The 22036-nt window shown below is 72.9% G+C and carries 19 protein-coding genes; 10 read left to right on the forward strand and 9 right to left on the reverse strand.

Features of this window, described 5'->3' with window-relative positions; all coding sequences use genetic code 11:
* Nucleotides 1–14: 14 nt before the first annotated feature.
* The 3 genes from garA to Pdca_RS17205 form a co-directional block, all read right to left on the reverse strand.
* Nucleotides 15–467, reverse strand: coding sequence for a glycogen accumulation regulator GarA (gene garA, locus Pdca_RS17195; RefSeq protein WP_085911046.1), 453 nt, complete (start codon nucleotides 465–467; stop codon nucleotides 15–17).
* 212 nt (nucleotides 468–679) lie between these two features.
* On the reverse strand, nucleotides 680–1072 hold the full coding sequence (gene gcvH, locus Pdca_RS17200) for a glycine cleavage system protein GcvH (protein WP_085911047.1): 393 nt from the start codon (nucleotides 1070–1072) through the stop codon (nucleotides 680–682).
* A gap of 9 nt (nucleotides 1073–1081) precedes the next feature.
* A complete protein-coding gene (locus Pdca_RS17205) occupies nucleotides 1082–1804 on the reverse strand; it encodes a cardiolipin synthase ClsA (protein WP_085911048.1) in 723 nt (240 codons plus the stop codon).
* Nucleotides 1805–1857: 53 nt separating this feature from the next.
* Here Pdca_RS17205 and Pdca_RS17210 point away from each other — a divergent pair, with 53 nt between their 5' ends.
* The 4 genes from Pdca_RS17210 to Pdca_RS17225 all read left to right on the forward strand — a co-directional run bounded on the left by Pdca_RS17210 (nucleotide 1858) and on the right by Pdca_RS17225 (nucleotide 5721).
* Nucleotides 1858–2424: an OsmC family protein gene (locus Pdca_RS17210; RefSeq protein ID WP_085911049.1), complete on the forward strand. Its 567-nt coding sequence runs from the start codon at nucleotides 1858–1860 to the stop codon at nucleotides 2422–2424.
* A gap of 236 nt (nucleotides 2425–2660) precedes the next feature.
* On the forward strand, nucleotides 2661–3572 hold the full coding sequence (locus Pdca_RS17215; RefSeq protein WP_085911050.1) for an MEDS domain-containing protein: 912 nt from the start codon (nucleotides 2661–2663) through the stop codon (nucleotides 3570–3572).
* 17 nt (nucleotides 3573–3589) lie between these two features.
* Nucleotides 3590–4543 (forward strand): ATP-binding protein, encoded by a 954-nt coding sequence (locus Pdca_RS17220; protein WP_158092058.1) that lies wholly within the window; start codon nucleotides 3590–3592, stop codon nucleotides 4541–4543.
* A 281-nt stretch (nucleotides 4544–4824) separates the two neighbouring features.
* Nucleotides 4825–5721: an AfsR/SARP family transcriptional regulator gene (locus tag Pdca_RS17225; protein ID WP_158092059.1), complete on the forward strand. Its 897-nt coding sequence runs from the start codon at nucleotides 4825–4827 to the stop codon at nucleotides 5719–5721.
* A 15-nt stretch (nucleotides 5722–5736) separates the two neighbouring features.
* Here the strand turns inward: Pdca_RS17225 and Pdca_RS17230 are convergent, their stop codons facing one another.
* Together Pdca_RS17230 and fgd are read right to left on the reverse strand one after the other, a co-directional pair.
* Nucleotides 5737–6516 carry an enoyl-CoA hydratase/isomerase family protein gene (locus Pdca_RS17230; protein ID WP_197719744.1) on the reverse strand — a complete coding sequence of 260 codons (780 nt, stop codon included), beginning with the start codon at nucleotides 6514–6516 and terminating at the stop codon, nucleotides 5737–5739.
* Nucleotides 6513–7517, reverse strand: coding sequence for a glucose-6-phosphate dehydrogenase (coenzyme-F420) (fgd, locus tag Pdca_RS17235; RefSeq protein WP_085911053.1), 1005 nt, complete (start codon nucleotides 7515–7517; stop codon nucleotides 6513–6515). The genes Pdca_RS17230 and fgd overlap by 4 nt, the downstream gene beginning before the upstream one ends.
* A 593-nt stretch (nucleotides 7518–8110) precedes the next feature.
* On the opposite strand from fgd, the gene recQ reads away from it, so the two are divergent.
* The 5 genes from recQ (at nucleotide 8111) to Pdca_RS17260 (ending at nucleotide 13879) form a co-directional block, all read left to right on the forward strand.
* Nucleotides 8111–9970: a DNA helicase RecQ gene (recQ, locus tag Pdca_RS17240; protein WP_174824260.1), complete on the forward strand. Its 1860-nt coding sequence runs from the start codon at nucleotides 8111–8113 to the stop codon at nucleotides 9968–9970.
* Nucleotides 9967–10713 carry a gamma-glutamyl-gamma-aminobutyrate hydrolase family protein gene (locus Pdca_RS17245; protein WP_197719745.1) on the forward strand — a complete coding sequence of 249 codons (747 nt, stop codon included), beginning with the start codon at nucleotides 9967–9969 and terminating at the stop codon, nucleotides 10711–10713. The genes recQ and Pdca_RS17245 overlap by 4 nt, the downstream gene beginning before the upstream one ends.
* Nucleotides 10714–10722: 9 nt before the next feature.
* Complete coding sequence (locus tag Pdca_RS17250; protein WP_085911055.1) at nucleotides 10723–11298, forward strand: DinB family protein; 576 nt, start codon at nucleotides 10723–10725, stop codon at nucleotides 11296–11298.
* 485 nt (nucleotides 11299–11783) lie between these two features.
* Complete coding sequence (locus tag Pdca_RS17255) at nucleotides 11784–13121, forward strand: GGDEF domain-containing protein (protein WP_232021016.1); 1338 nt, start codon at nucleotides 11784–11786, stop codon at nucleotides 13119–13121.
* Nucleotides 13122–13165: 44 nt separating this feature from the next.
* Nucleotides 13166–13879, forward strand: coding sequence for a class I SAM-dependent methyltransferase (locus Pdca_RS17260; protein WP_085911056.1), 714 nt, complete (start codon nucleotides 13166–13168; stop codon nucleotides 13877–13879).
* Here Pdca_RS17260 and Pdca_RS17265 read toward each other — a convergent pair.
* Nucleotides 13863–16124 carry a HelD family protein gene (locus tag Pdca_RS17265; protein ID WP_085911247.1) on the reverse strand — a complete coding sequence of 754 codons (2262 nt, stop codon included), beginning with the start codon at nucleotides 16122–16124 and terminating at the stop codon, nucleotides 13863–13865. The genes Pdca_RS17260 and Pdca_RS17265 overlap by 17 nt on opposite strands.
* Before the next feature lie 344 nt (nucleotides 16125–16468).
* On the opposite strand from Pdca_RS17265, the gene Pdca_RS17270 reads away from it, so the two are divergent.
* A complete protein-coding gene (locus tag Pdca_RS17270) occupies nucleotides 16469–17773 on the forward strand; it encodes an MFS transporter (RefSeq protein WP_085911057.1) in 1305 nt (434 codons plus the stop codon).
* On the opposite strand, the gene Pdca_RS17275 is transcribed toward Pdca_RS17270, so the two are convergent.
* The 3 genes from Pdca_RS17275 to Pdca_RS17285 form a co-directional block, all read right to left on the reverse strand.
* Complete coding sequence (locus tag Pdca_RS17275; RefSeq protein WP_197719746.1) at nucleotides 17748–18623, reverse strand: ABC transporter substrate-binding protein; 876 nt, start codon at nucleotides 18621–18623, stop codon at nucleotides 17748–17750. The genes Pdca_RS17270 and Pdca_RS17275 overlap by 26 nt on opposite strands.
* A 273-nt stretch (nucleotides 18624–18896) precedes the next feature.
* The gene (locus Pdca_RS17280) at nucleotides 18897–21281 is read right to left on the reverse strand and encodes a glycoside hydrolase family 65 protein (protein ID WP_085911058.1); all 2385 of its coding nucleotides are present in this window, start codon (nucleotides 21279–21281) and stop codon (nucleotides 18897–18899) included.
* Entirely contained in the window at nucleotides 21278–22009 is a 732-nt protein-coding gene (locus Pdca_RS17285) for a beta-phosphoglucomutase family hydrolase (protein WP_085911059.1), read from the reverse strand. Before Pdca_RS17285 ends, Pdca_RS17280 begins: the two co-directional genes overlap by 4 nt.
* Nucleotides 22010–22036: the final 27 nt, after the last annotated feature.

The following is a 22036-nucleotide window of genomic DNA, read 5'->3' on the forward strand; positions in this document are numbered from 1 at the left end:
CCGCCGCGGATGGATCAGCCCCGGGGGTCGCCCTCGCGGGGGCCGGTCAGGAAGACCAGCCGGAACTTGCCGATCTGGACCTCGTCGCCGTTCGCGAGCACCGCCGTGTCGACCGGCTCGCGATTGACGTAGGTGCCGTTGAGGCTGCCGACGTCGACCACGACGAACTCGCCCGCGTCACGCCGGAACTCGGCGTGCCGGCGGGACACCGTGACGTCGTCGAGGAAGATGTCGCTGTCGGGGTGCCGGCCGGCGCTGGTGGTCGGCACGTCGAGCAGGAAGCGCGAACCGGCGTTCGGACCGCGCCGGACCACCAGCAGGGCCGACCCGGCGGGTAGCCCGTCGACGCCGGAGACGGCGGGCTCGGCGCTCGGCTGCTCCACATCGGCGAGGAAGTCCGCCCGGAAGACCGATGTGGTCTCCGGTGCGCGCTCCGGCGGCACGTCGCGCGGGTCGTTCGTGGTCACCTCGGGGTCTCCTCCTCCGGAAACGGGAATCCCGGACACGGTCCGGGTGATGCAGGCAGGCCGTCCGCCGTGATCGCTCTGTCGCGGTGTTGTCTCGGCCGGCTGCGGTGTCGACGTGTCAGGGGGACCGAACCTACCTGCCCGGGTGTCACCGCGATACGTCAGGCGGTGGCGTCCGGGCGACACTTGCGTCAGGCGGTCGCCGAGGTCGGTCAGGAGCCCTCGGCGAGCCGGCGGTAGGCCTCTGCGTCGAGCGGCCCGGCCGGCGTCGCACCGTCGGCGAGCCGCAGGTCGATGATCCAGCCGTCGCCGTACGGAGCGGAGTTGATCAGCTCCGGACCGGCGTCCAGTGCCTCGTTCACGGCGACGACCTCGCCTGGCACCGGGGCGTAGATGTCCGACACCGATTTGGTCGACTCGACCTCACCCATCGCGTCGCCCACGGAGAGGGTGTCGCCGACCGTCGGAAGCTGGACGAACACGACATCGCCCAGCTGCGACTGGGCATGATCGGTGATGCCGATCCGGACCACCCCGTTCCCGGTGTCGCGCACCCACTCGTGGGCCTCGGTGTAGGTCAGGTCCGACGGAATCTCCGAACTCACGCAGTGAGCCTAGCGCCCGCCATCCGGGTGATCGAAGCGGGTCGTCGGGGGTGGGAACGGGCTGCGCAGCGCCAGCACGAACTGCGCGATGTACAGCAGGCCGGACCACATGTAGAGGGCGACGCCCCAGATCGCGAAGGCGTGTGCGATCACCCGGACGGCGGTCTCCGCGGCGGACGGCCCGTCACCGAGAAGGAGCAACGGGAAGGCGTAGAGCAGCACGAAGGTCGCCGCCTTGCCCAGGTAGATCACCTCGAACGGGCCGTAGCCACGGCGGCGCAGCACGAGCACGCAGACCGCCAGCACCACGTCCCTGGCCAGCAGCGCGGCCACCGCCCACCACGGCACGATGTCGCGGATCGCGAGACCGATCAGTGCGGCGAGGATGTAGAGCCGGTCGACCGCCGGATCGAGCATCGCGCCGAACCGGCTGTACTGGTCGAGGACCCGGGCCAGTTTGCCGTCCAGCCAGTCGGTGAAGCCGCCGATCGCCAGCACCGCGACGGCCCAGCCGTCGGCCTGCGGGCCCAGCATCAGCCACAGGAACAGCGGGACGCCGGCCAGCCGCAGCATGCTCAGCGCGTTCGGCACCGTCCAGAGCCGATCGTCGCCGGTGGGCGGTCCGGCGACCTCGTGTACCGAGTCCCGGACGGTGTCGCGCACCGTGTCCCGGGCCTCGCGGGCGCCGCGTCGGACCGCCGCGGCCCTGCCCGTATCGGATTCCCCGCCCACCCGGTCAGCCTAGACGGCTCCCGCACTGTGCAGTCCGGCCCGGCGGGGTGAGGATGGGTGCCGTGACCGACACTCATTCCTCCCCGGGGTCCGGCCCGATCCCCGGCGGAACGCTGAAGGACATCCAGGCTCCGCTCAAACAGCAGTACCGCGACGATCCCGGCTCCGCGGTCGTCACGCTGTCCGCGGACGGCGAGCTCGGCGCCGGGGTCGCCTGCAAGGTGACGACCGGCCAGGCACTCGCGGAGGCCGGGCTGCACCCGGCCACCGGTGGCGACGGGACCCAGCTGTGCTCCGGGGACATGCTGCTGGAGGCGCTGGTCGCGTGTGCCGGGGTGACGCTGCGGGCGGTGGCCACCGCGCTGGAGCTCGACGTCAGCGGTGGTCTGCGGGCCGAGGGTGATCTCGACTTCCGCGGCACGCTCGGTGTCGCGAAGGACGCGCCGGTCGGCTTCCGTGACATCCGGCTGTTCCTCGACGTGGACGTCCGCTCCGGGGACGCGGCGGCCGACCCGGACACGGTCGCCACCCTGGTGAAGCTGACCGAGCGGTACTGCGTGGTGCTGCAGACGATCAAGGGCAGCGCGACCACATCGGTCGAGGTCAGGCCCGCTTCCTGATCCGTTCTGGTCCGTCCGGGCGTCATCCTGCTGCGCCGAACGGCTCGGACGGGGTGCCGCCACCTGCGGTCCACCGCCGGTGGCGGGCCGCTCGCCGCGTGTCACTGTCGGTTCGGCGCCCGGTACGGTCCGAGGTCTCCGGGGGGCTCCGCGGGTCTCCGTACGGTGACGTCGTCCTCGTAGGCGTGACAGGGCGTGCCTGCCGACAGTCGGCGGCCCGCCCCGGTAGGTGACACGTGATCAAGCTGGCGGACGATGTGTCGTCCGGTGATCACGTCTGCGCGATCCCGGAGAGCGTCGAGCATCTCGGGGAGATCGCGTCCGGGTTCGTGGCGCACGGGCTGGCCCGCGGCGAGAAGGTCCTGTTCTTCGACGACGACGGTGCGGCGGACGGCTTGCTGCGCAGGATGACCGAGGACGGTCACCGGATCGACGAGCCACTCCGCACCGGGCAGCTGGAGATCCTTCCGGAGGAGGACACCCGGCGGACCTTCCGCACCCCGCTCCCGGACATCCACGCCGGGATCACCGGCAAGGTGGCCGATGCGCTGGACGCGGGCTGGACCGGCACCCGGATCACCGGGCAGATGCACGCGGCGCTCGATCCCTCGGCGTCCGGCACGCTGCCCGAGTACGACGGGCTGCTCGCCCGGCTGATCCGGGAGAACCGGGAGAACCTCTCCGCGCTCTGCACGTTCGATCACGTGCACTTCCCGGACGAGTCGATCGACATCATGCGCGCGCTGCACCGTGACCATCTGGCGGTGGCCGGTGCCTACGACGACGGGTTGCTGCGGATCGTCCGGCTCGGGATCGGGCACGCCCGGCTGGCCGGCGAGATCGACCACAGCAACCGCCCGAAGATCACCTCGCTGCTGCACCAGGCACTCGACGGCACGCTGCGCTCGGCCGACGCCCCGACCGACATCGGGCTCGACATGGCCTCGGTCCGGTTCGTCGACGTCGCGTCGGCGGTGGCACTGGTGCATGCGGCCGAGGGCTTCCCGTCCACCCATCGGCTGGTGCTGCACCGGGTGCGCCCCCGGGTGCAGCGGATCCTGGACCGCTGCGGTGCCGCGTTCTCGCCCCAGCTCGCCTTCGACGACGATCCGCCCCGGCTCGCGCCACCCGCGCAGCAGGTCCGGTGAGGATCGGTGAAGGTCCGGTGAAGGTCAATGCGGTCCCCCGTCCACCCGGGTTCGCGCACGCGCTGGTGCATGCCGACGACACCGCGGAGCTCGTCCGCCGGGTCGCCCCGGTCGCCGCGGCCGCGGACCGCGACACCGGCGCCCAGATCGCACTCGCCGTCTCCCCCGACGCCGAGCAGGCGCTGCGTGCGGAGCTGGCCGACTGTGCGGGCGGGATCGGCAGGCTGACCACGCTGACCCGCTCGGCCCGCGAGTCCGGCCAGACGGTGGCCGCGTGGCGGGCCAGGGAGCTGCGGGCGTTGACGTCGTCGGGCAGGCCGGTGTTCGTCGTGGCGCAGCACGATCCGGACCTCGACGGGATCGACGGCGGGTTCTGGATCGAGCTGGAGGCCGCGCTCAACATCTCGCTGGACGGCCTGGCGGTCACCCAGCTCTGCGTGTATCCGCGGATCCCGTTGCACGGTGCGATCGGTGACGCCGCCGTCGCGAACCATCCGCTGCAGCTGCGCGCCGAGCAGCTGACCGGCAATCCGGCGTTCCGCTCACCGGCCGAGGTGCTCTCGGCGCTCCCGTTCGCCCCGCCGCATCTGCTCGGGCCGCCGGACGTGCAGCTGCAGTACAACACCTTCGAGCTGTCCCGGGTGCGCGACGCGGTGGAGGAGGCCGCCCGTGCCTGCCGGTTCGACCCGGTCCGCGGTGAGGACATGGTGCAGGCGGTGAACGAGGTGGCGACGAACGCGGTCGAGCACGGCTCGCCGGAGGCCGCGCTGTCGGTCTGGTCCCGCCCGGGTGAGCTGGTGTGCGAGGTGCACGACACCGGCTCGATCCCACTGGCCCTGATCGGGCTGGCGCCGCCGCACCCGTCGCGGCCCCGGGGACGCGGCACCTGGATCGCCCGCCAGCTCTGCGACAGCCTGCACGTGTGGCGGGCCCATGACGGCACCCGTGTCCGGCTGCTCGTCCGCGCCTGAACTGCCACGTTCGGCGGTGCGCGGACCCCGCCGCCGGAGTGAATCCTTACCCGGATCTCACGCGCGGGGCCCGGCTCCGCTATCCTCGGCGATCGAGCACATCGCACGGAGACGCCGCCCGCCGTCCGTGCGATGCGGTCTCGTCGCGCCCTCTCCGCGCCCCGGTCTTCCGCCCGGGTGGCGCACCCCGGCCCGGCGCAGGGCCGCCTGCGGGCCGCACGTCACGAACGATCCGGGGAAACCGCATGTCCGACGATCACTGTCGATCCAGTGAGTGTGATGTGACACCAGCACACGCCGAGTCCGCCGACCTCGCAACCGAGCGCGCGCCGGCCGACCGGAGCACCGAGTGCTCCGGCCCCCGGGTGCGGGTGCTGGGCGCGTTCGGCCTGCGCGTCGACGACCACCCGGTCCCGTTGCCGGTCGACTCGCGCCGGCTCATCGCCTACCTGGCCGTGCACCCGCGCCCCCAGCCGACCGCCGCACTGGCCGCCGACCTGTGGTCGGGCGTCGGCCCGGCCCCGGCGGCCCGGCTGCTGGACGAGGCCGTGACCGGGGTGGATCTCCCGGAGCTGCTGGCCGCCGACGACCGCGGCCGGCTGCACCTCGCCGACGACGTACGGGTCGATCTCGCCGAGGCGCTGCTGCTGGTCCGCGGGCTGTCCTCGGCCGATCTGCTGCGCACGGTGCGCGACATCGGCTGCCCGCAGACCGGCCTGCTCGAGGCCGACATCCTGCCGTCCTGGACGGCGCCGTGGATCGCCGTCGAGCGGGAGCGGTTCCGTCAGCTGCGGCTCTCCGCGCTGGAGGGCCTCGCCGGCACCCTCACCGCCGTCGACCGGCACGACGACGCGGTCGCCGTCGCTCGCCGCGCGGTGGCCACGGCCCCCAGCCGCGAGCGTTCCCGCCGCGCACTGGTCGAGGCCCTGCTGGCCGGCGGACACGTCTCCGACGCGCTGGCCGAGTACGAGAAGTTCCAGCAGCTGCTGCGCAACAGCGTCGGTGCCACCCCGGACTCCGAGCTGGACCGGCTGCTCGCCCCGCTCGACTCCGGCTGGCCGCTCGGGCCGGGCCTGCACCGCCCGGTGCAGCGCTGGGGTGTCGGGATGCCCGGCACCCACCGTCCGGCACAGCGCGGCCGCCGGCTCGCCGCGGGGAGCCCGGCCAGCGGACGCTGACCGGGCCCGCCCCGGTCAGTGGAACCGGGGCCGCCGCTTCTCGGTGAACGCGGTGAGCCCCTCGGTGCCCTCGGGCCCGGCCGCGCAGGTCGCGATCGAGTCCGACTCGGCCGCGAGCTGGTCGTCCAGGGTCGATTCCCAGGTGCGGCCCAGCAGCCCTCGGATCCGGCCGAGCGCCGCCGTCGGACCCTGCGCCAATCGGTGCGCGAGCGCTGCGGCCTCGTCGGCCACCGCGTCGTCGTCGACCACCGAGGCGAGCACGCCGAGCTCGGTCAGCGCGTCGGCGTCCAGCACCTCGTCGGTGAGCAGGATCCGGCGGGCCCGCGCAGCGCCGACCAGGCGCGGCAGTGTCCAGGTCATCCCGCCGTCCGGGGAGAACCCGATCGCCGGGTAGGCCGGGCGCAGCCGGGTCGACCGGCCGCCCACCGCCAGGTCACAGGCCAGCACGATGCTCATCCCGGCTCCGGCGGCCCAGCCCGGCACCGCGGCGACCGTCGGGACCGGCGAGCCGACCAGCGGTCGCAGCATCGCGTGGAAGGTGTCCGCGAGATCGTGCACGTAGCCGTAGCGGTCCTCGGCGCCGGCGAAGGCACGCACGTCGCCACCGGTGCAGAAGTTCTCGCCGTCGCCGTGCAGCAGCACCGCCCCGACGCCGTCCGGATCGGCCGGGTCGGTGTCCGCCAGCTTCTCCAGCGCCGCGGTGACCTCCTGCATCGCGGCGCCGTCCAGGGTGCCGTGCCGGCCGGAGGAGACCCGGCAGCGCAGTACCCGGCCGTCGCGCTCCAGTGCGCTCACGCCAGCGCCCGCAGCTTGGGCAGCACGTCCTCGGAGAACTGGGTGAGGAAACGGCGCTGGTCGGCGCCCGGCCCGTGCACGACGAGATGGTTCAGCCCGGCGTCGAGGTAGGGGCGGATCTGCTCGACCGCCTCGTCCGGGTCGGAGGCGACGATCCAGCGCTGGGTGATCTGCTCGATCGGCAGCTCGTCGGCCAGCCGCTCCATCTCCTGTGAGGAGCCGACCGAGTGCTTCTGCTCGGCGGTCAGCGACAGCGGCGCCCAGAACCGGCAGTTCTCCCTGGCGGCCTCCGGGTCCCGGTCGTAGCTGATCTTGATCTCGATCATCTTGTCGATCGTGCCGGCGTCCCGGTCCTCCTTCGCGGCGCCCTCCTCGACGCCCGGGATCAGCTTCTCCGTGTAGAGCTCCATCCCCTTGCCGGAAGTGCAGATGAAGCCGTCTCCGTGCCGTCCGGCATAACGCGCGACCATCGGGCCGCCGGCCGCGATGTAGATCGGGACCGGCTGCTCGGGGCGGTCGTAGATCGTGGCGTCGACCAGCGTGTAGTACTCGCCCTCGAAGGAGACCGAGTCCTCGGTCCACAGCGCGCGCATCGCCCGGACCGCCTCGCGCAGCCGGGCGAAGCGCTCCTTGAACTCCGGCCACTCCCGGCCGGAGACGGCGATCTCGTTCAGCGCCTCGCCGGTGCCGACACCGGCGATGATCCGGCCCCCGGTGAGCAGCGACATCGTCGCGAACGTCTGCGCGAGAACGGCCGGGTTGTAGCGGAAGGTGGGAGTCAGCACCGAGGTGCCGATCTGGACCCGTTCGGTCCGCTCCCCCACCGCCGCCATCCACGGCAGCGCGGCGGGAGCGTGCCCGCCGGTGTGCCGCCATGGCAGGAAGTGGTCCGACGCCCAGACGCTGTCCAGCCCGACCTGCTCGGCCAGCACCGCGTACTCGACGAGGTCGCGCGGGCCGAACTGCTCGGCCGACGCCTTGTACCCGATCTTGAGATCCACAGAGTTTCCTTACCGCGTGCAGGGCGCGCACCGGGGTCGGCGCGCCGTGTCCTACCCGAGTACCTACACCCCCGGCGGGGCGCGCGCAGCACCGATCCGGTCACTCCGGGGCCCTCGCCGCCCGGGGCCGTTCGCCCCACGACGGTGCTCCGTCGGGGCGAGCGGCTGTCCGAATCCCACCCCGTACGGCGTGTCCGTGCAGCTCAGCGGCCATCCACTCGTACCGCGCGCCGCGGCGCGGACATCACCCGATCGAGCGGGCACAGGTGATGGATGTGCGGCGGCGGGGACCGGGCGCAGACGGTCGTGGCACTCCGGATCGTGCCGCTCGACGAGCCGCCCGCGGTCCTCGGTGCCGGATCGCCGGAGCCGGGCGGAACCGGCTGATCCCGGCCCCTACGATCGGGGGTGTGTTCGACCCTGCCGCACCGGACGAGATCCCGCTCCCGCCCGAGCCGGACGACGACCACGGCTGGGAACCGCCGCCCGATGACGGCCCCGGCGGGTCCGAGGGCCCAGCCGGCTCAGCCGGCCCCGGCGGCCGTGGCGGCTCTGCGCGCTCCGGTGGCTTCGAGGACCCCGGCCGCTCGGACATGCCGACCGACGAGCCCGTCGTGCCCCGGGTGCGCAGCTCCGACCCGCAGGAGGTGCTGCGCCGGGTCTTCGGCTACGACGCGTTCCGCGGCGACCAGCAGGAGATCGTCTCGCACGTGGTCGCCGGCGGCGACGCGCTGGTGCTCATGCCGACCGGTGGCGGGAAGTCGCTCTGCTACCAGGTCCCGGCGCTGGTCCGGGAGGGCACCGGCGTCGTCGTCTCCCCGCTGATCGCGCTGATGCAGGACCAGGTCGACGCGCTGCAGGCGCTCGGCGTGCGGGCCGGGTTCCTCAACTCCACCCAGGACGCCGACGAGCGCAGGCTCACCGAACAGGAGTTCCTGGCGGGCGAGCTGGACCTGCTCTACCTGGCGCCGGAGCGGCTGCGGGTGGAGTCGACCGTCCGGCTGCTGGAGCGTGGCCGGATCGCACTGTTCGCGATCGACGAGGCGCACTGTGTCGCGCAGTGGGGCCACGACTTCCGGCCGGACTATCTGCTGCTCTCCGAGCTGCACGGGCGCTGGCCGGACGTCCCGCGGATCGCGCTCACCGCGACCGCGACCGAGGCCACCCGCACCGAGATCGCGCAGCGGCTGCAGCTCACCGACGCGCGGCACTTCGTCGCGAGCTTCGACCGGCCGAACATCCAGTACCGGATCGCCCCGAAGAACGAGCCGCGCAAGCAGCTGCTCGAACTGCTGCGCGCCGAGCACGCCGGGGACTCCGGCATCGTCTACTGCCTGTCCCGCAAGTCGGTCGAGCAGACCGCCGAGTTCCTCTCCGGGCAGGGCATCCGGGCGCTGCCCTATCACGCGGGACTGGAGGCGGCGGTGCGCCGCAACAACCAGTCCCGGTTCCTGCGCGAGGACGGCCTGGTGATGGTCGCGACCATCGCGTTCGGGATGGGCATCGACAAGCCGGACGTCCGGTTCGTCGCGCACCTGGACCTGCCCAAGTCCGTCGAGGGCTACTACCAGGAGACCGGCCGCGCCGGCCGGGACGGCGAGCCGTCGACGGCCTGGCTGGCCTATGGGCTCGCCGACGTCGTCCAGCAGCGCAAGATGATCGACGACTCGGAGGGCGACGCTGCGCACAAGCGCCGCCTGGGCATGCACCTGGACGCGATGCTCGCGCTCTGCGAGACCACCGAGTGCCGGCGGGTGCAGCTGCTGCGCTACTTCGGTCAGGACGCCGGAACCAGCCGGTGCGGCAACTGCGACACCTGCCTGACCCCGGTGTCGTCGTGGGACGGCACGGTCGCCGCGCAGAAGGCGCTGTCCGCCGTCTGGCGGCTCAAGAACGAGCGCAGGCAGAGCTTCGGCGCGGTGCACCTGATCGACATCCTGCTGGGTCGGCGGACGGCGAAGGTCGAGCAGTTCTCGCACGACCAGCTCTCCGTGTTCGGGATCGGCACCGAGCTGTCGGAGCCGCAGTGGCGCAGCGTGATCCGCCAGCTGGTGGCGCGCAGGCTGCTGGCCGTCGGCGGGCTGCACTCGACGCTGGTGTTCACCGACGACTCCCCCGCCGTGATGCGTGGCGAGAAGCCGCTGATGCTCCGCTCGGAGCCGGAGCGGGCCGCCCGCTCGCGCTCGCGTTCCGGACCGGGCTCCAAGCCCGCCGTCGAGCTGTCCGCCGACGCGGCGCCGGTGTTCGAGCGGCTGCGGAGCTGGCGTGCCGGCGCGGCCAAGGAACAGGGGGTGCCAGCCTACGTGATCTTCCACGACGCGACGCTGCGGGAGATCGCCTCCCGGACCCCGGCCGACCGGGCGGCGCTGGGCACGATCGCCGGGATCGGCGAGGGCAAGCTGGCCCGCTACGGCGACCAGGTGCTCGAGGTCCTGCGCGGAGCTGACGCGTGAGGCCGCTGATCGGGATCACCGGCTACACCGAGCGGGCCAGCTACTGGATCGTCGAGGACGAGGAGACCGTGCTCATCCCGCGCGGGTACCTCGACATGATCTCCGCCGCCGGCGGCACACCGGTACTGCTACCGCCCACCTCGGACGCCGCCGACGCGGCAGCGGCCTGTGACGGCGTGCTGGTCAGCGGCGGGCCGGACATCGGAGCCGCGCACTACGGCGCCGTCCGCGGCCCGCACGACGACGATCCCCGGCCCGAGCGGGACGCCGCCGACCTGGCCGCCGTGCGCCGCGCACTGGACCTCGGCATCCCGGTGCTCGGCGTGTGCCGCGGGCACCAGCTGCTCAACGTCGCACTGGGCGGCACGCTGCACCAGCACCTGCCGGACGTCGTGGGAGACGGCGTCGCCGCCGAGCACTCCGCCGGGCCGGGCAGCTATGCGCCGGTGCAGGTCGTCGCCGAGCCCGGATCCCGGGCCGCGGCGGCGCTCGGCACCGAGCCGGTCACCGTCCGCTGCCACCATCACCAGTCGGTGGACCGGCTCGGGGCCGGGCTGCGGGTGACCGCCCGCGCCGGTGCGGTCGTCGAGGCGATCGAGACCGGCGACGGCGGACCGTGGGTGCTCGGGGTGCAGTCCCATCCCGAGCGCAGCCCGGACGACCTGCGGCTGGCGGGTGCCCTGGTCGCCGCGGCCCGATCGCGCTCGACGACGAGGACAGCGCCTGACCTCGTTCGGTCCTAGCCTGCCGCCATGGACCGCACGATCGACTGGAACACCGAGCTCGGTGCGCAGCTGACGTTCCACTGGGAGCAGCAGCTGCGGCCCCGCCTGGCGGGGCTCACCGACGACGAGTACCTCTGGGAGCCCGTGCGCGGCATGTGGAGCGTGCGCCCGCGGGGCGAGTCCGTGACCCCGCCCGGCGCGGGGTCCGGGGACCGGGTGATCGACTTCGTGTTCCCGGTGCCGGAGCCGCCGCCGGTCACGACGATCGCCTGGCGGCTGGTGCACGTGATCGTCGGCGTGCTCGGCATGCGGGTGCACTCGCACTTCGGCGGACCACCGGTCGACTACGACTCGCACGCCTGCGCGGGGACGGCGGCGGAGGCGCTCGCCCAGCTCGACGAGGCCTACCGCCGCTGGACCGCGGGTGTCACGGCGCTCGGATCGGACGGGCTGGCCCGGCCGTGCGGGCCGGCCGAGGGCCCGTACTCCGATGCGCCGCTCGCGACGCTGGTCCTGCACATCCACCGTGAGGTCATCCATCACGGCGCCGAGATCGCCCTGTTGCGGGATCTGTATGCGGCCTCGCCGCCCGTGCGTGGTTGACGCGGCAGGGCCGCGAGAACCACGCACGGCGCGCATTCACCAGTTCCAGTTGCGCATGGCGTACTCCTTTCCCGATCGAGTCGACGGCTTTCGGACGCGGTCACCAGTTCCAGTTGCGCATTGCCCGATCCCCTTCCGGCTGTTCGCGGTGATCATCCCTTCGCGATCTGTTTCACCAATTCCAGTTGCGCATGTCGATTCACCTCCCCGTCGTCGGCCCCGGGGATCCCATGCCCCTCCCCTGACTCCCCGGAATGTGTCCCGGAGTCGTCACCGTCCGCAGTGCGGACACTCGTATGGGTGAGATCCGGCAACAAGGGTAAACACGACTTCGCCATGTCAGGTGCCGTGTTGATCTCCAGAGGCCGGTTCACCGCACCGCGCGGGCCGCAGCCGTGGCCCGGTCCCGCCCCTGCTGACCAGCGGCGGGTCCGTGCTCCCAGCCGCTATGCTCGGCGGGAGAAACGATCAAAGGTTCGGCACCCTTGTCTGGAGATCCCTCGGCATCCGGCGCCCGGGTACCGGGTACCGGCAACGCGGCGCGCCGCCGGCCGTTCCGGCAGCTGCCACTGCGAGTACGCCTGCTGCTGATCGCGGTCGAGGTCACCGCCGTACTGCTGGTGGCCGCAGAGCTGCTGCGGCACGGCCCGGAACTGCTCGAACCGCGGCCGTGGATCGTCAGCGGGGCGCTACTCGTCGCGGCGGCGTTGCATGCCGAGCTCTCGCTCGGGGCCGAACGGATGCGTCGCCGAATAGCCGATACCCGCTACATCGACCTGAGTTCGGTGTGGACTTTCGCGGCCGCCCTGCTGCTGCCCGCCGTGCCGGCGGTCGCCACCGTGGTGGCCGTCTACCTGCACCTGTTCCTCCGGGTGTTCCGCCCGGCCGGGACGCCACTGCACCGGCAGCTCTACTCGACCTCCACCGTCGTGCTCGCCGTGTACCTGGTCGTGATGCTGCGGGAGTACTCCGGCGTGGGCGGCGACGTCGGTTCGGTCGCCGGCGTCGTCACCCTGCTGTGCTGTCTGCTGGTCTACACGCTGACGAACACCCTGCTGGTGGTCGCCGTGATCCGGTTGTCGCAGCCGCGGTCGAGTTTCCTGGCGATCCTGGCCGGCGGCGAGATCGTGCTGGAGCTGGCGACGCTGAGCCTGGGCGCGCTGGTCGCCGTCGTGATCGTCCCGCACTACTGGCTGCTGGTCGGCCTGCTGGTGCCGTCGCTGCTGCTGCTCGAGCAGACGACCCTGCTCCGCCAGCTGGAGGACAAGGCGAACACGGACGCCAAGACCGGACTGCTCAACGCCGACGCCTGGCGGTCCCGCGCCACCCGGTTGCTCACCGCGGCCCGCCGCGACCGGGTTGCCGCCGGCGTGCTCATCCTCGATCTCGACCACTTCAAGGACGTCAACGACCGGTACGGCCACCTGGTCGGGGACGCCGTGCTGGCCTCGATGGCCGACGTGCTGACCGGCGAGGTCCGTGGCACCGACGTGGTCGGCCGGTTCGGTGGTGAGGAGTTCGTCGTCGCGATGGGGACGATGAAGCAGGATCCGGCGGCCGGGGCGACGGCGGTGCGCGAGACGTGTGAGCGGATCCGGCGGCGGGTCGAGTCGATGAGCGTGGAGGTGCCGTCGCTGCAGGGCGCCGTGCGGATCGACCGGCTCAGCGTGTCGGTGGGGGCCGCCGTGCAGCCCGGTGCGGGAACCGAGCTCGATCGTCTGCTCGCCGCCGCGGACGAGGCCCTCTACACCGCGAAGCGGGCCGGCCGGAACCAGGTCCGGGTGCGTGACCACGGCGGCGGGCAGGCCGGGCCCGCGCGCTGAGCGCCACGGTGCGAGCGCGGCGGCCGATCCTGTCCACTGACCCGATGCCGACCGATCCCTACGACGTACTGGCCGGTCACTACGTCGAGCACAATCGAACCGGTCCCTACAACGCGTACTACGAACGGCCGGCCCTGCTGGAGCTGTGCGGCGACCAGTGCGGACGCGACGTCCTCGACCTGGGATGCGGCCCAGGGGTGACCGCCGCCGCGCTGCTCGGGGCCGGAGCGAGGGTCACGGCGCTCGACCGGAGCGCGGCGATGATCTCGGCCGCGGCCGGGCTGCTCGGCGACCGGGCGACGCTGCTGCAGCACGACATGAACGATCCGCTGCCGCTGCCCGACGCGGCCGTCGACACCGTCGTCGCCGGGCTGAGCCTGCACTACCTGGCGGACTGGTCCGGTCCGCTCGCCGAGATCCGGCGGGTGCTGCGCCCCGGTGGCCGGCTGGTCGCGTCGGTGCACCATCCGATGACCGACCGGCGGGTGCCGAGCCTGGCACCGGATGGGCACGGCGACTACCTCGACAGCTACCCGATCCCGATCCGGTGGTCGGTCGGAGCGGTCTCCGCGTCCGTCCGGTTCTGGCACCATCCGCTGGGCAGGATCACCGGCTGGGTGAGCGGCGCCGGGCTGTCGCTCACCGATCTCGTCGAGCCGCGGCCGGTCGAGGAGATGGCCGTCGACCACCCGGGCACGTTCGCGGCGCTGTCCGCCGAGCCGGCGTTCCTGCTGATCGCCGCTACCGCTCCCGGCTGATCCGCTTCAGCACCGGCGGCAGGTCACCGGAGTGCAGCACGCCGAGCCGCTGGGTCGCCCGGGTGATCGCCACGTACAGGTCGCTGAGGCCGCGCGGCGACTCGGTGAGCATCTCCTGCGGTTCGACGACGATGACGGCGTCGAACTCCAGGCCCTTCGACCCGGTCACCGCGAGCACCACGACGGCCGTGTCCAGCTCGTCCGGGTCGGTGTCGGCGTCGACGACCCCGGCGGCGACCAGCGCCGCCCGGGTCTGCTCCAGCCGTGCGGCCGGGACGAGCACCGCCGTCCGGCCCTCGCCGACCGCGTCCCGCTCGGCGGCGACCCGATCCACCAGCACCCGGTCCCGCTCGGCGCCGGCGGCCGGGAGCGACGCCGCCCACGGCGGCACCCCGGTCGACCGGACCGACGACGGCGGCTCCAGCGAGGCGTCGATCTCGGTGAGCACGTCGTCGGCGACGTCGGCGATCTCCGCGGGCGTCCGGTAGTTGACCGTCAGCTGCTCCAGCCGCCAGCGGCGCGCCACGAACGGCGACAGCACGTCGTGCCACGATCCGGCACCGCCCCGGTCACCGGTCTGCGCGATGTCCCCGACCAGTGTCATCGAGCGGGCGGGCGCCCGGCGCATCACCATCCGCCAGGCCATCGCGGACAACTCCTGCGCCTCGTCGATGATCACGTGCCCGTAGGTCCACTCGCGATCCGCGGCGGCCCGCTCGGCGGTCGAGTCGTAGCGCGAGACCTGCATCCGCTCGGCGAGCCGGTCGGCGTCGATGATGTCGGTGGCGCGCAGCAGCTCCGGGTCGAGATCCTCCTCGAGATCGAGGACGTCCAGCACGCCCTGGGCGTATTCGACCTCCTCGCGCAGCGCGGCGGCCTCGGCCGCGGCCTGCGCGGCACCGTCGTCGCCGAGCAGCTCGGCCGCCTCGTCGAGCAGCGCCACGTCGGCGGCCGACCAGCGCTGCTCGTAGGGCAGCTCGGGATCCGGCGCGTCGCGTTCCAGCAGCACCCGCTCGGCGGCCGGGATCCGGCGGGCCACCGAGTTCAGCCGCCGTCGGTCGGCGAACAGGTCGGTGAGCAGCTGCTCCGGCGACAGCGTGGGCCACAGCTGCTCCAGCTCGTGCGCCATCGCGGCCGACTCGGTCAGCTCCTCACGGATGTCCTCGACGTCGAGCCGGTCCAGCAGCTCCGCCCCGACCCGGTGGGCGACCTGCTGGGCGAGCAGCCGCAGCAGCTCCTTGCGGAAGGTCCGGCGGGCCTCGTTGTGCGGTTTACGGGAGCGCCGGGCGCGCGTTCTGGCCTGGGCGACGGTGTCCCGGTCCAGTACGACCCGCTGCTGCTCGACCACCAGCTCGATCGGCTTGCGCGGAACCTGCTGGCGGTCCCGCACGGCGGCCGCGACGACGGCGGCCATGTCGGCGCGGCCCTTCAGCTCCGCGGTCGCCGGGTCCTCCCGGCGGCGGGCGTCCAGCCCGGGATAGAGCTGCGCGACGGTGCCCAGCACCACCGAGGTCTCCCCCAGCGACGGCAGCACCTGCCCGATGTAGCGCAGGAACGTCGGGTTCGGCCCGACCACGAGCACACCGCGCCGGGCCAGCCGGTCACGGTGGGTGTAGAGCAGGTAGGCGGCGCGGTGCAGCGCCACCGCCGTCTTACCGGTACCCGGCCCGCCCTGCACGACCAGCACCCCGGACGGCTTGGACCGGATGATCCGGTCCTGCTCACCCTGAATGGTGGCGACGATGTCGCCCATCCGTCCGGTGCGGGCCTGCGACACCGCGGCCAGCAGCGCGGCCTCGCTGGTCAGCCCGGCCCCGGCGCGGGCCTGCTCCTCCTCGGTCATCTCGGCGAGGTTGAGCGGCTCGTCGTCGATCGCGACGACGTTGCGCAGCCGGGTCCGCAGGTGCCTGCGCCGGCGCATGCCCTCCGGGTTCGCCGCGGTCGCGGTGTAGAACGGCCGCGCCGCGGGCGCCCGCCAGTCCATCAGCAGCGGCTCGTACTCGTTCTGCTCGTCGAGCAGCCCGATCCGGCCGACGTAGCGGGTCTCGCCGTCGTCGGAGTCCAGCCGCCCGAAGGCGAGACCGTGCTCGGCGGCGCGCAGCGCGGCCAGCTTGTCGGCGAGCAGCGCGGCGGCCGCGTCGCGCTGGGTCAGCGCCTGCGGGGTGCCGACGGTCTCCTCGCGCAGCGTGTCGGCGAGCCGCCGGGTGGTGTCCTTGCGGCGATCCTCGAGCTGCTCGTAGAGCATGCCCACATAGGCCTGCTCGTGCAGCAGTTCCGGATCGGGCTCGGGTTCCCGTCCGGTGGCGGACGGGTCGGGAGTGGGTTCGGGCACGGCGCGGGGATCCTCCACCGAGGGGACGAGCACGGTCGCGCTCGCCCGCCGGTGCGGTCAGTACCGTCGTCGGGCGGCGCGACGTATCAACGTACCAGCGCTGCGTGTTCGGCTGCCCGGCAGTTCGGCCGGGCAGCCCACGGACAGGTGGGCGCGCCGGGCCGCCGTGTGCCACCGCCCGGCCCGGGTGGGCGGCCTCACTCCGGCCGCGCCCGACGTGCCGCGGCGGCGCAGCGGCCAGGCCATAGGTTGATCGCATGATCCTCCGCCGCCGGGACCCCGCCGCCCGGGGACTGCGCGACACCATCCGGGTGCTGCCGCCCGCGGTCAGGTTGATCCTGGCCTCGATGGTGGTGTTCAACATCGGGTTCTACCTGGTGGTGCCGTTCCTGGCGGTGCACCTGTCGGAGAACCTGGCGCTGGCCGGATGGGCGGTGGGCCTGGTGCTCGGCCTGCGGACGTTCAGTCAGCAGGGCCTGTTCTTCCTCGGCGGCGGCCTGGCCGACCGGTTCGGCGTGCGCCGGATGGTGCTGCTCGGGGTCGCGGTGCGGGTGGTCGGGTTCCTGCTGCTCGGGCTGGCCGACGATCTGGCGTCGGTGCTGGTCGCGGTGCTGCTCGTCGGGGTGGCCGCGGCGCTGTTCGCACCCGCGGTCGAGTCCGCGAACGCCGCCTACGGGCACCGGCTGGAGACCGACGGGGTGTTGCCACGCACCGAGCTGTTCGCGATCGAGCAGATGTGCAGCCGGCTGGGATCGGTGCTGGGCCCGGCGCTGGGCGCGCTGTTGCTGGCAGTGCCGTTCGGTGTCACGTCGGCGGCGGCCGCGGGGCTGTTCGCGCTGTTGTGGGTGGCGTTCCTGCGCTGGCTGCCGGCCGACGCGAGCACCGGGACCGGGGCCGGCGGCGAGCAGCGATCCGGCACCGTGGCACCGACCCTGCAGGCGGTGTGGGGCACGGTGCTGCGCAACCGCCCGTTCCTGGTGTTCACCGTGCTGTGCGGGGCGCAGCTGGTCGCCTACAACCAGCTCTACCTGATGCTGCCCGAGCAGCTGGACCGGGCGGTCGGTGGGCAGGCCGCGCTGGGCTGGTTCTTCACCGGTGCGGCGCTGCTGGTCATCGGCGGGCAGCGGACGGTGACCGCGGTCGCGGCCCGGCTCGGGCACCGGGTGGCGATCGTCGGCGGGCTGGCGCTGATCGCGGTGTCGTTCCTGGTGCCCCCGATGCTGACCGGATCGGCCGTCGTGACGCTGGCCGGGCTGGCCTGCTGGGTGCTGCTGCTGCACCTGGGGCAGATGCTGATGGTGCCGCCGATGCGTGACGTGATCGCGCGGCTGGCCGGCGAACGCCTGCTCGGTGCGCACTTCGGGATGCTGAACACCCTCGGCGGCGGGCTCACGCTGATCGGGGCACTGGCGGTCGGCGCGATGTACGACGGCGTCGACGCCGGGATCATGGCCGTCGGCACCCCGTGGTGGGCGCTGGCCGCGACCGTGGCGGTCGCGGCCGGCGCCCTGTGGACGTGGAGCCGGGGCCGGCCGCTCAGCCCTGCAGCGGCACCTGGCTGATCCGGGCCAGCAGGTCCTCGACCAGGTAGGGGATGGTCAGCGGATTGGGCATCGACACCGCGTCGCTGAGGACCGGGTCCAGGCCGATCAGCCGGGACGCGCGAACGGCGGGCATCGCCTGGAACGTCGGCATCGCGTCCAGCTGCTCCCTGGCGTTGTCGTAGTTGTCCACGACCAGCAGGTCGGCGTCCAGGGTGGGCAGGTTCTCGGCCGCGATGTCGAGGTAGAAGGTGTCGCCGAAGCGGTCCGCCACCGCGGGCGCCGGGCGGAACCCGAGCTCGGTGAGCAGCTGTCCGCGTCCGGAGTCCGGGCTGAACACCCGCAGGGTTCCGCCGTCCAGCACCCGGACCAGCGCGGCCGTGCGCTCGCCGAAGCCGGGATTCTCGGCGCGGGTCCTGGCGAACAGGTCGTCGATCCCGCCGACCTCCGCCGCCGCCCGGTCCGGCAGCCCGACCGCGGCGCCGATCCGGGTGGTGACCTCCCGCCACGGCAACGACCAGTCGATCTGCCCGGCGGCGTGCAGCACCGTCGGCGCGATCCGGCTCAGCTGCGCGTAACGGTCGGCGTCGATCGCGTTGTTGACGGCCAGGATGAGATCGGGCTGCGCGGCCACGATCGGCTCCAGGTCGAACCGGGTCGTCGCATCCTGCAGCGCGACCGGCGCCGCCCCGTCGAGCAGCGGCCGGGCCCACTCCCCGACACCGTCGTCGGTCGAGCCGCTCCAGACCGGCACCAGCACCGGCACCACACCGAGCGCGAGCAGCACGTCGGCATCGCCGAGGCCGACCGCGGCGACCCGCTGCGGCGGCGAGCTGATCGTCGTCGCACCGTGCTGGTGCTCGATGGTCACCGGCATCGCACCCGGCTCGGCTTCCGGTCCCGCCGCCGGGGCCCCATCGGCTCCGGGCCCGCCGTCGGCCGAACACCCGACAGCCCCCGCTGCGAGGCCGACCAGCGCCAAGGACAGCACCGCACGACGATTGAGCACCGCGTCCACCGCACACCTCCATCACGTTCAGGTGTGCCTCACCTTATTGCGGCGGGTGCCCGGGCACACCGGGCCGGACCGAAAGATCGGACCGAAGATCGGACACGGCCCGGCCCGGTGTGCCGGCGAGGTGGCTCAGGTGCGCTGGCGCGGGGCCCTGCCGTAGGGCTGCTCGACCGGCTCGACCCACTCGGCGGCCGGCGTCGGCGCGGTCACCGGCGCCTCCCCGTCCAGCGCGATCGGCTCGTCGTGGTGGCGCAGCCGCATCGGTGCCCCGTCGAGCAGCTGGTACTCGACGTCCTCGGAAGTGATCGTCACCCGGAGCCTGCGGCCCTGCCACTTCAACCCGAACGAGACCCGGGACAGCGACGGCGGGAGCACCGGGGCGAACGACAGGCCGTCCGCCTCGCACCGCATCCCGCCGAACCCGAGCACCACCGCCGACCAGGTGCCCGCCATCGACGCGATGTGCATGCCGTGGTCGGTGTTGCCCGCCAGGTCCTGCAGGTCCACCAGGGCGGCCTCGGCGAGGTACTGGTGGGCCAGCTCCAGGTGCCCGGTGCGGGCGGCCATCACCGACTGGGTGCACGCCGACAGCGACGAGTCCCGCACCGTGATCGCCTCGTAGTAGGCGAAGTTGCGGCGCTTCTGCTCCTCGGTGAACGCCTCCGGGAAGATCTGCATCGCCAGCACGAGATCGGCCTGCTTGATCACCTGCTTGCGGTACAGGTCGAAGTACGGGTAGTTCAGCAGCAGCGGGTAGCAGTCGGCCGGGGTCTCCTCGAAGTTCCACCGCTGGTGGTCGGTGAAGCCCTCGGACTGCGGGTGCACACCCAGGCGCTCGTCGAACGGGATGAACATCGCGCCCGCGGCGTCCCGCCAGGACGCGATCTCCTCGGAGTCCACCCCGAGCCGCGACGCCGACCGCGGGTGCTTCGCGGCGACCTCGGCGGCGTAGCGCAGGTTCTGCTGCGCCATCAGGTTGGTGTAGACGTTGTTGTCCGCGATCGAGGAGTACTCGTCGGGGCCGGTGACGCCGTCGATCCGGAAGTTGCCCGCCGAGTCGTGGCTGCCCAGTGAGCGCCACAGCCGCGCGGTCGCGACCAGCAGCTCCAGCCCGACCTCCAGCTCGAACTTGGTGTCACCGGTGGCGTGCACGTGCCGCTTCACCGCGTCGGCGATGTCGGCGTTGATGTGGAACGCCGCGGTGCCCGCCGGCCAGTAGCCGGAGCACTCGTGGCCGCGGATGGTGCGCCACGGGAACGCCGCGCCCTTGAGCCCGAGGGTCTCGGCGCGTTCGAAGGCCAGCGGCAGGATCGACTTGCGCCAGCGCAGCGCGTCCGCCGCCGCCTCCGGGGCGACGAAGGACAGCACCTGCAGGCAGAACGTCTCGGTGTCCCAGAAGGTGTGGCCGTCGTAGCCGTCGGCGGTCAGCCCCTTGGCCGGGATGCAGCGCCGCTCGGCACGGGCGCCGGCCTGCAGGATGTGGAAGGTCGCCAGCCGCACGGCCTGCTGCAGCTCGGCGTCACCGTCGATCTCGACGTCGGCGGTGGCCCAGAAGTCGTCGAGGTAGTCGCGCTGCTCGGCGACCAGGCCGTCCCAGCCGGTGTAGCGGGCGGCGGCGATGGCGGCGCGCACCTGGTCGTAGACGGCGGGCAGGCTGCGCCGCGAGGACCAGCCGTAGGCGAGGTACTTGACCACGCGCAGCGACTGGCCGGGCTGGACCCGGGCGATGACGGTGGTGCGGGCGAGATCCTCGTTGGCGTCGGTGGACACCTGGATCCCCTCCGGCCCGAACACCTCGTGCTCCATCGCGGCGCCGCAGCGCAGCTCCGACTTGCGGGTGCGGTGCACCAGGGTCGCCCCGGCGTCACCGGCGCGGGACTGCTCGGGCTCGAGCACGTTGTCCAGGGCGGTGTCCAGGCGCGGGTCGTCGGCGTCGCGGCCGGGCAGCTGCTCGTTGGCGACCAGCTCGGACTGCAGCACCAGCAGCGCGCCGTCACCGGCGGCGCCGCTGCCCTCGTTGCCGTTGCTGACCAGCTCGACCTCGTAGGAGATCGCGGCGACCGCGCGCTGGGTCAGCGACACCATGCGGGTGGAGCGGACCCGGACCCGGCGCCCGGCCGGGGACTCCCACTCGACCTCGCGGTGCAGCGTGCCGGCCTGCATGTCCAGCACCCGCTCGTGCCGGTGCAGGGTGCCGTAGCGCAGGTCGAACGGCTCGTCGTCGACCAGCAGCCGGATCAGCTTGCCGTTGGTGGTGTTGATGATCGTCTGCCCGGACTCGGGGTAGCCGTAGCCGCCCTCGGCATAGGGCAGCGGCCGGACCTCGTAGAACGAGTTCAGGTAGGTGCCGGGCAGCACGTGCGGCTCGCCCTCGTCGAGGTTGCCGCGAAGTCCGATGTGCCCGTTCGAGAGGGCGAACACCGACTCGGTCTGGCCCATCGCGTCCAGGTCGAGTCGCGGCTCACGCACCACCCACGGCTCGACGGTGAAGGTGGGCAGGTGGTCCGGCTTCACGAGCGCTCCAGCAGGTCGGCGAGATCGGTGACGACGACGTCCGCGCCGTGCTCACGCAGCGCGGCGGCCTGGTCGAGGCGGTCGACGCCGATCACGGCGCCGAATCCTCCGGCGCGGCCGGCCTGCACGCCGGCCAGCGCGTCCTCGAACACCACGGCGGCGGAGGTGTCGACCTCCAGGTCGGCCGCGGCAGCGAGGAAGGTGTCGGGTGCGGGCTTGCCGGGAAGCCCGCGTTCCCGGGCGGTGACGCCGTCGACCCGGTGGTCGATGAACGTCTCCAGCCCGGTGACCCGCAGGATCTGCTCGGCGTTCGCCGAGGACGAGACGACGGCGGTGACCAGCCCGGCCTCCCGTACCGCCTCCAGGTAACGCCGCGAGCCCGGGTACACCCGGACGCCCTCGGTGATCTTCACCTGGACCAGGTCGTTCTTGCGGGTCGACAGGCCCCACAGCGTCTCGGTGTCGGCGTCGTCGTCCGGGCTGCCCTCGGGCAGCGCCACGCCACGCGATTCGAGGAAGCTGCGGGTGCCCTCGAGTCGCGGCTTGCCGTCGACGTACGGACCGTAGTCGGCCGCTACGTCGAACGGGGTGAACGTGTCCCCGTCACGGCGTCGGAGGTACTCGTCGAACATCTGCTTCCACGCCGCGGCATGCACGCTCGCGGTATCGGTCAGCACGCCGTCGAGGTCGAACAGGCACGCTCGTGTGCCGTCGGGGAGCCCCAGCATGGCGCGCACGCTATCCGGATCGATGAA

It is taken from the genome of Pseudonocardia autotrophica, from assembly GCF_003945385.1.
GTDB classification, from domain to species: domain Bacteria; phylum Actinomycetota; class Actinomycetes; order Mycobacteriales; family Pseudonocardiaceae; genus Pseudonocardia; species Pseudonocardia autotrophica.